Genomic DNA, 8788 nt, shown 5'->3' on the forward strand with positions numbered 1-8788 from the left:
TCATCTATATTTCTTTCATGCTATAATACTAAAAAAATCTATAAAGTATTCTATAATACTGTCAGCAGGTAATTATGGTAGAAGACAAAATATATCTTAGTGTATTAGATTATATGTGTGCAAATTATGATTATTCTTTATATGCTACGGATTTTAATGCTCAGTATGTATCTGCTATGCAACGCTCTATTGCTTCAGTAAATACTACAGCAGGTGGGAATAGAATTAGTTCTATAAAAACAGCTCTACAAGATTTTTTTAACGCAATTTTTCAAAAAGTATTTGTTTATGAAGATGAAGAGCGACTCAAAATAGTAAAATATTTTGATAATGGGGCAGTTACAGAAGAACAAGATAAGCAGATACATGCTTTTAGATTAGAATTGGTTAAATATAAAGAAGATGTTGAATTGAGTTTTAAAAAAGATTCTCTTTATATGTTTGATAAAGCAACCAGAAAATGTTTTGAAATGGCATTGGTAGCTCTAAATGAAATTCCACAAAAAAATATTTTAAGAGAACAAATTAGCTTAGTTTATTCTTTAGACCGAAGAGATATTGTAATTTTTTTAAATGAAAAAATATTTTTAAAAAGATTTCATTATTTTCAAGATAAACATGTAGTGTCAAAAAATAAAGAAGAAATACTTTATGATAAAAGGTTTGTAGATAGTCTTTGGGAAGAAGTTCGATTACAAGTTCATGAATCATTCAAAAATGGGTTTGATTTTATAAAATATGATGCAAAAGATTTTTATAACAAATATCCACAGAAGTTTTTTTCTATAGTAAAGCTTATAGTAAAAAATTCTTTTGAAGATATTAGTGAATCAGATACAATTCAATATTCAAACATAGTTTTTAAGAATTATTTACCAAAAATGTTAGAGGAAGTAGCAAATTATATTTTTCAAGAAGTTTTAGAAAATGAATTAAAAGCAATAATTTTTTTAAAGTATTACTCTGAAAGTACAAGCGTTGCAAATAATAAGTTAAAACTTAATAAGGCTCCTTTGATGGATAAAAAAGGAAAGATTTATAAGTATCAAAATATATTAGCCTTATTGAAGCATAAAGAACTTTTAGATTCAAAAATAACACATAAAAAAATAGAATTAAAAAATATACAAACAAGAGTACAAAAGTCTTTACGTATTGTGGAACGGAGTGAAGATGAGATGGAGTCTATTCAAAAAAGAAGATTAGAATTACTCATAGCCATAGAAAAAGTAGAAGACGATATAAACTCTTTGACTAGCGGCAAAATTACAAAAAAACTAGATATCAGTCGGTTGGAGTTTGCAAAAAGAGATCTTTTAGATGCTTTTAAACAAGTAGAAATAAGATTACGTACGCAAACAAATATATTAAATAATACAAACAAAGAACTTGATAAATGGGAAGAAAAGAGAAGTGCAAAAAATCTTTTAAAAGAAAGTTTAGTTTTGGAGTATGCAAATATTGAAGAAGAGTACAAAAATCTTTGTTCAATTTTAGCAACAGCACTTAGTAAAGAACCTTTGGATTTATAATTTAACAAAATATTTAACATATTTGATTTATAATCGTAAATTAATTTAATGAAGGATTTGCATGATAGATAAACCATATTTGAAATTGTTTCCAAATGAAGAGGGCTATTTTGGAAAATTTGGTGGAGCATTTTTACCACCGCAGTTGATAGAACAGTTTAAAAAGATAGAACAAGCTTATCTTACTATTGGGAATTCGCATAATTTTATTATGGAACTTCGTGATATAAGAAAACATTATCAAGGCAGACCAACACCGGTTTATTATGCTAAACGTTTGAGTGAGTATGTAGGTGGAGCAAGGATTTATCTCAAACGTGAAGATTTAAATCATACTGGAGCGCATAAATTAAATCATTGTATGGGTGAAGCTTTACTTGCAAAATATCTTGGAAAGAAAAAACTTATTGCTGAAACAGGAGCTGGACAACATGGTGTAGCTTTGGCTACAGCTGCTGCATATTTTGGTTTAGAATGTGAAATACATATGGGTGAAGTTGATATAAAAAAAGAACATCCAAATGTAACTCGTATGAAGATTTTAGGTGCTAAAGTCGTTCCTGTTGGATTTGGTGGAAAAACGTTAAAAGAAGCAGTTGATTCTGCTTTTGATGCATACTTAAAGGATCCAGATAATTCAATTTATGCTATAGGATCTGTTGTTGGTCCTCACCCGTTTCCAAAAATGGTAAGAGACTTTCAAAGTGTAGTTGGTTTTGAAGCAAGAGATCAATTTTTAGAAATGACTGGTAATCTTCCTGATAATCTTGTAGCTTGTGTTGGTGGAGGAAGTAATGCTATGGGACTTTTTTCAGCATTTATTGACGATCCTTGTGAGATGTATGGCGTTGAACCAGCTGGAACTGGTGCAAAATTAGGAGAACATGCAGCAAGTCTTACTTATGGAAGTGAAGGAGTGCTTCATGGATTTAATTCTATTATGCTCAAAAATGAAGATGGCTCACCAGCAGCTGTTCACTCAATTGCAAGTGGATTAGATTATCCTTCGGTTGGACCAGAACATGCACATCTAAATAGTATACATAGAACAAAAGTAGCAACGGCAAATGACAAAGAAACTATCCAAGCATTTTATGATTTATCTCATTATGAAGGGATTATTCCAGCATTAGAGAGTGCCCATGCCGTAGCATTTGCTATGAAGCTTGCTAAAGAAAAACCATATGAATCTATTTTGGTTAATTTAAGTGGACGTGGAGATAAAGATATAGATTTTGTTGTTGAAAACTATCCACCAGAAAATTATTAGTAATTAGATGAGGGTTTTTCCCTCTTTTATCACAATGTAATCTTATTTAGATAAGATTACATTTTTAAATATAAATAGAAAGTTTTTTATGAACCTAATAGAAAAATTAGAGTCCGGTACTCGTCTTGATTTACAAGATGGTATTGCTCTTTACGATCTCGACCTTTTTACCCTAGGAAAATATGCAAATAAAAAGAGAAAAGCTCTTTATGGTAAAAAAGCTTTTTTTAATGTAAATAGACATATAAATCCTACAAATATTTGTAAGGATATTTGTAAATTTTGTGCTTTTAGTTCAAATAGAAAAAATCCAAATCCATATACTATGACGCATGAGCAAATTTTAAGTGACGTTGAAAAATCCTATCAAAATGGAATCAAAGAAGTGCATATAGTCTCAGCACATAATCCAGATACAGGATTAGAGTGGTATTTAGAAATCTTTTCTAAGATTAAAGAAAAGTTTCCATCTTTACATGTAAAAGCTTTAACTGCGGCTGAAATAAATTTTTTATCACAAGAGTATGATTTAACACTTGAGCAAATTATAGATAAAATGATTGAGTATGGTGTTGACTCACTACCTGGAGGTGGCGCTGAAATTTTTGATGAAGAAGTAAGAGCTTATATTTGTAAAGGTAAAGTAGATTCCCAAAAATGGCTTGACATTCATGAACTTTGGCATAAAAAAGGTAAACAATCAAATGCAACTATGCTTTTTGGGCATGTAGAAAAAAGAGAGCATAGGATTGATCATATGCTAAGGCTAAGAGATGTTCAAGATAGAACAAATGGTTTTAACGCTTTTATTCCTTTAGTGTATCAAAGAAATAATAATTACTTGAAAGTAGAAAATTTTTTAAGTTCGACAGAAATTTTAAAAACTATGGCTATTAGTAGACTTCTACTGGATAATATACCGCATATAAAATCATATTGGGCAACATCAACAATAAATTTATCATTAATTGCTCTTGAATTTGGAGCAGATGATTTAGATGGAACGATAGAAAAAGAAGCAATTCAGTCAGCTGCAGGAGCAAAAAGTGCTACTGGTATAAGACAGAAAGATTTTTTAGATTTGATTAGTACTAGTGGATTTGTTCCAGTTGAAAGAGATAGTTTATACAATGAATTAAAAATTTATAATTAGTAAAAAAAGAATTTAAAAGGGACTTTGTTCCTTGTAAAGAAGAAATTAAATTAAAAGGAGAACTCTTGAGTTTATTTAAACTTAAAGAACATAACACAGATGTAAAAACTGAGTTTACAGCTGGGTTTACTACATTTTTAACAATGATGTATATCGTTCCAGTAAACGCTATTATCATGAGTAAAACAGGCATGGATTTTGGAGCATTAATTACAGCAACAGCTTTAATTACTATTTTTTCTACCATGTTAAATGGATTATGGGCAAATACACCAATTGCAATGAGCGTTGGTATGGGATTAAATGCATATTTTACATTTGGTTTAGTGCTTGGTATGAAAATTCCATGGCAAAGTGCATTAGGTATAGTTTTTATTTCAGGTATGTTATTTTTAGTACTTTCATTTACTAAATTTAGAGTTTGGATTATGCAAAGTGTCCCTCATGATTTAAGACGTGCTATTAGTGCTGGTATTGGTGCTTTTATTGCTTTTATTGGACTAAAAAGTATGGGTATGGTTGTTGCAAATCCAGCAGTTCTTGTAGGACTTGGTGATTTTAGTGACTCAAAAGTTTTACTTGGAGTAGTTGGATTAATTCTTGTTTTTGGTTTATATGCTTGGAAAGTTAAAGGTGCTTTTATTTTAGCAATTATTTTAACTTCTATTATTGCTTGGGTATTAGGTATATCTCCATATCCTACAGAATTTATTTCAATGCCTTCATCAATTAGTCCAATTGTAATGCAATTAGATATAGTTTCTGCATTTTCGTTAGCTTTAGCTCCAGTTATTCTTACTTTTTTAATTACAGATATGTTTGATTCATTGGGTACTTTAGCAGGTGTTGGTTATCGTGCAGGGCTTTTTAAAGAAGAGGGTAAAGATTTACAAAAAACATTAGAAGCTGATGCTACAGCTACTGTTGCTGGTTCACTCTTAGGTGTTTCCACAACAACAAGCTTTGTTGAAAGTGCAAGTGGAGTTGAAGAAGGTGGGCGAACAGGTCTTACTGCAGTTGCTACAGGACTATTTTTTGTTTTAACACTTTTCATGATGCCTTTGTTTCAAGCAATTCCTGAAAATGCGATTTACCCAGTTTTAGTGATGGTTGGTGTGTTGATGTTTAGTGAGTTATCTCATATTGATTTTGACAATATTGCTACTGCTATTGCAACATTTTTAATTGTTATCATGATGCCATTAACATTTTCTATTACAAATGGATTAGCATTTGGTTTTATTGCTTATTTATTAATTAAATTATTAAAAAAAGAATTTGAAGATATTAACTTAGGTCTCATCTCTTTAGCAGTAATTAGTTTAATAGTGTTTATTGTTCAATAATTAAGAAAAGGATTTTAGTGCGTTATTACAGTTATGATGAATTTAGGGTTGATGTAAACAAGTTGGCCAAAGAATTAAAAGAGTATCAGCCAGATGTTGTTCTTGCAGTAGCTCGTGGTGGTATGACTTTGGGGCATTTTTTAGCAGAAGCTTTGGAAATGAGAGATTTATATGCAATTAACTCAATTCATTATGAAGAAACTAGAAAATTAGATACTATCAATATATTTAATATACCGGATTTAAGTAAAGCTAAAAAAGTGGTTATCGTTGATGATATTATTGATAGTGGTGAAACAATGATTGAAATTAAAAAAATTTTACAGAAAAAATATCCGGATTTAGATTTAAAAGTTGCTTCGATTTATTTTAAAGAAAAAGCACTTTTAAGACCAGATTATGCTATTCGTGAAGCTACAGAATGGATAGAATTTTTCTGGGATTTTGAAATAGACAATTTAAAATAAAAGAAGGAAGGTTTATCCTTTCTTCCCTCCTTTTTCCCAGATTATATATCAACTTCAAAATAGAATTTTAAATGCCTTAATTGAAAAACAAACCAATTAAAGATAAAATGGACTTTTAAAAGATAGGAATAGATATGATTTTAATGATAGACAATTATGATAGTTTTACTTATAATATTGTTCAATATTGCCTAGAATTAGGTGCTGATTTAAAAATTATTAGAAATGATGAATTAACTATAGAAGAGATTGAAAAACTTAATCCTGAAAAAATTATAATTTCTCCTGGTCCAGCAACTCCAAATGAAGCAGGAATTAGTCTAGCTGTAATTGAGCACTTTAAAGATAAATTACCAATATTAGGTATTTGTTTAGGACATCAAGCAATTGCACAAGTTTATGGAGCAAAAGTAGTAAGAGCCAAAAATATGATGCATGGTAAAACTTCCACGATAAAACAAAGTACACCTACATGTATATTTAAAGGTTTACCTGAAAGCTTTATTATGACTCGCTATCACTCACTTGTAGTTGAGAATAAAGATTTACCAAGTGAACTTATTCCTACATCATATAGTACAGATGATAATGAGATTATGTCTTTACATGTACAAGATAAAGATATATATGGAGTACAATTTCATCCAGAGTCAATTTTAAGTGAATATGGTTATGAAATATTGGACAATTTTTTAAAAATATGAACCTAATTTTATTAAAGCGTAAAAAATTGAATTTGTCCAAGTTCAAGGAGAAATAAAATGAAAGAAAATAATTTAGTTTTTGTTGTTGTCTTGATTAGTGTTTTATTTCTTTTATATGGAGTGAGTTCATTGTCAATTCGATATGAAGAAGCTGTTATTTTTTTTCAAAGTAATTCTTTAGTACATTATTTAGTCTATTTTTCAACTAAAATATTTGGGCAAACAGATTTAGCTTTAAGATTGCCTTTTATTCTTCTACATATAGCATCACTTATTTTATTATATAAAATAGGAAAATTATTTTTAAAAAGAAAGTTAGATAGAGTTATTAGTATAGCTTTATATGGAATGCTTCCAGGTGTAAATAGTGCGGCAATTTTGGTTAATGGAGCATATATTGCTATTTTTTTAACACTTCTCTTTGTTTATCTTTACATGTATGGTTATAGAAAAGCATCATTTGTTGTTCTTGTTATATCTCTTTTTGCAGATAATTCTTTTAGTATTTTATATTTATCACTATTTTTCTATAGTGTATTTAATAAAGAAAAACATTTACTTTGGTTTTCATTAATTCTTTTTGGTTTGTCTATGTACATGTTTGGTTTTGACACTGGAGGAAAACCAAAAGGGTACTTTTTAGATACATTAGGAGTTTATGCCGCTATTTTTTCACTTTTTCTTTTTTTATATCTTATATATGCACTTTATAGAATACTTATAAAAGAAGAGAAGAACTTACTTTGGTATATTTCGTTTTCATCATTAGTACTTTCTTTAATTCTTTCATTAAGACAAAGACTTCTTTTAGAAGATTTTGCACCTTTTGTGGTTATTGCTATTCCTTTAGTGGTAAAAGTTTTTTTTAATAGCTATAGAGTGAGGCTTCCAATACATAGAAAGTATCATAATATAGCTTTTGGTGTAGTTTTTGTTTTTTTGATTTTAAATTTATCTGTAAGTTATTTTAACAAACCACTCTACTATTTATATAAAGATACAAGTAAACATTTAGCGTATAAATATCATGTAGCAAAAGATTTGGCTCTAATATTAAAAGAAAAAAATATACGAAATATATATATAAATGATAAAAAATTAGCATTAAGATTGAAATTTTATGGGATAGAAGATGGTGGTAAATATACACTAGCAAATTCAATTTCTAAAACAGCAGATTTTGAACGGATAGATATAAAATATTTTAATAAAATAGTAAAGTCATTTTACTTATATTAGATAAGAATAACTATGAAAAAAGCATTTACAATGTTAGAATTAGTTTTTGTGATAATAATAGTTGGAATTCTATCAGTAGTGATAATCCCAAATTTTGATAAAAACAATCTTCGAGAAGCTGCAGAACAAGTTATAAGTCATATAAGATATACACAACACTTAGCTATGATGGATAATAAGTTTGTACCCTCTGAAGAAATGTCTAATATGCCAATAGGTTCAACAACGGCATGTACAGTAAGGGGTGCAAATAGCAAAAAAAAATGTAATGTAAAGTTTTGGTATTTGGGTAGATGGCAAATAAAATTTTCAAACCAATGGTACGTAATAATGTCAGATTCTTCAAACTCATCATATGATGGAAACCCTAATGCATCTAGTATTCATGTTGAAGTAGCTAAAGACTTTATTAACACTAATAAGTATTTAATAGGACATAATTCTTCTTCTTTTTTTTCTGGAACAAAAGAAGAAAGAATTAATGAAAATCTAAATTTAAAAAATAAATATGGTGTAAATAAAATTCTTATTTCTGGAGGAACTAATTCGAATGCATCAAGAATTATATTTGATAGTTTAGGAAGACCATATAGGGGAGATACTAAATTAAGTAATGTTAGTTATATGAAGAGTCCAACAGACAAATTAGCAACTACTAAAATTAATATAGCTTTATGCAATAAAGATGATTGTTCTGATAAAAATATAACTATTGTTATTGAGCCTGAAACAGGTTATACGCACATTTTGTAAATTTTGTGAGGTGATGGACAAAAGCTAAGCAAGTATTAAGTAAGTATTGTATATAATTTCGTCCTCGTTTGAGAGAACGGGCGTAAGAGAGTCCCTATTTTAGGGGTTATCAAGTTCATTAAAATTATAAATGTTAAATCAAACTTTGAAATCTAAATAAGCGACTTTACAGGTCAGGGATAACTTATAAAAAGAGATTAACTATCTCTAAATAAGTTAACAATCAACACTTCATAGTGTTAGTCTAGATTCAAACTAAAGTCTACTCGAAGAGTAAGCTTTAGTGAGAGGAATTTAACTTGGACTTAGTTCAAGTTAAAGGAG

8 protein-coding genes are annotated in these 8788 nt (G+C 28.9%); all 8 read left to right on the forward strand.

Annotated features, from left to right (window positions below):
* Nucleotides 1–74 precede the first annotated feature (74 nt).
* The 8 genes from K354_RS0105035 to K354_RS0105070 all read left to right on the forward strand — a co-directional run bounded on the left by K354_RS0105035 (nucleotide 75) and on the right by K354_RS0105070 (nucleotide 8464).
* The gene (locus K354_RS0105035) at nucleotides 75–1532 is read left to right on the forward strand and encodes a hypothetical protein (protein ID WP_024954419.1); all 1458 of its coding nucleotides are present in this window, start codon (nucleotides 75–77) and stop codon (nucleotides 1530–1532) included.
* 64 nt (nucleotides 1533–1596) lie between these two features.
* Nucleotides 1597–2802: a tryptophan synthase subunit beta gene (gene trpB, locus K354_RS0105040; RefSeq protein WP_425426668.1), complete on the forward strand. Its 1206-nt coding sequence runs from the start codon at nucleotides 1597–1599 to the stop codon at nucleotides 2800–2802.
* An 88-nt stretch (nucleotides 2803–2890) separates the two neighbouring features.
* Complete coding sequence (gene mqnE, locus K354_RS0105045) at nucleotides 2891–3955, forward strand: aminofutalosine synthase MqnE (protein ID WP_024954421.1); 1065 nt, start codon at nucleotides 2891–2893, stop codon at nucleotides 3953–3955.
* Between the two features lie 65 nt (nucleotides 3956–4020).
* Nucleotides 4021–5301 carry an NCS2 family permease gene (locus tag K354_RS0105050; RefSeq protein ID WP_024954422.1) on the forward strand — a complete coding sequence of 427 codons (1281 nt, stop codon included), beginning with the start codon at nucleotides 4021–4023 and terminating at the stop codon, nucleotides 5299–5301.
* A 17-nt stretch (nucleotides 5302–5318) separates the two neighbouring features.
* Nucleotides 5319–5768 carry a phosphoribosyltransferase gene (locus tag K354_RS0105055; RefSeq protein WP_024954423.1) on the forward strand — a complete coding sequence of 150 codons (450 nt, stop codon included), beginning with the start codon at nucleotides 5319–5321 and terminating at the stop codon, nucleotides 5766–5768.
* A 134-nt stretch (nucleotides 5769–5902) separates the two neighbouring features.
* The gene (locus K354_RS0105060) at nucleotides 5903–6472 is read left to right on the forward strand and encodes an aminodeoxychorismate/anthranilate synthase component II (RefSeq protein ID WP_024954424.1); all 570 of its coding nucleotides are present in this window, start codon (nucleotides 5903–5905) and stop codon (nucleotides 6470–6472) included.
* A gap of 57 nt (nucleotides 6473–6529) precedes the next feature.
* On the forward strand, nucleotides 6530–7711 hold the full coding sequence (locus tag K354_RS0105065) for a glycosyltransferase family 39 protein (protein WP_024954425.1): 1182 nt from the start codon (nucleotides 6530–6532) through the stop codon (nucleotides 7709–7711).
* A gap of 12 nt (nucleotides 7712–7723) precedes the next feature.
* On the forward strand, nucleotides 7724–8464 hold the full coding sequence (locus K354_RS0105070; protein WP_024954426.1) for a pilus assembly FimT family protein: 741 nt from the start codon (nucleotides 7724–7726) through the stop codon (nucleotides 8462–8464).
* Nucleotides 8465–8788 lie beyond the last annotated feature (324 nt).

The organism is Sulfurospirillum arcachonense DSM 9755 (genome assembly GCF_000597725.1).
Taxonomy (GTDB): Bacteria; Campylobacterota; Campylobacteria; order Campylobacterales; family Sulfurospirillaceae; genus Sulfurospirillum_A; species Sulfurospirillum_A arcachonense.